This is a genomic window from Enterococcus sp. C57, from assembly GCF_040887305.1.
Lineage (GTDB): Bacteria > Bacillota > Bacilli > Lactobacillales > Enterococcaceae > Enterococcus_B > Enterococcus_B hirae.
On the sequence record NZ_JBFOFP010000034.1, the window covers coordinates 1 to 311 of the forward strand.

General features: G+C 34.7%; 1 protein-coding gene. It reads right to left on the bottom strand.

The genetic code is table 11. The features are described from left to right. On the bottom strand, window positions 1-311 hold a 311-nt coding region (locus AB5M32_RS13695; protein WP_368024535.1), incomplete at both ends, for a recombinase RecT.

The window sequence follows — 311 nt, forward strand, 5'->3', positions numbered from 1 at the left end:
GTTCGATTGGTTCTGCATCATTTAAAGTCACTTCTTCTACAAGATCGTTATTTTCATCAAATCGAAAAACTCTTTCATCAGAAGTAACCGCATTTTGCATTTCTACAGATAAAATCCCCCATTTAGCTAACATGTTACGTAAGACGGTTTTTATCGCCATCGCATCATAATTCTCTTTCCACGCTCCAGTTAGCTTTGTTTTATCAAACCCTTTGGCATGTTTAATACGATGAGCTTCCACTTCTTGCTTTGTCCAATAAACAGTTTTTTTAAACCCATTTAGTAATTCAAAAAATCCAACATAACCGATT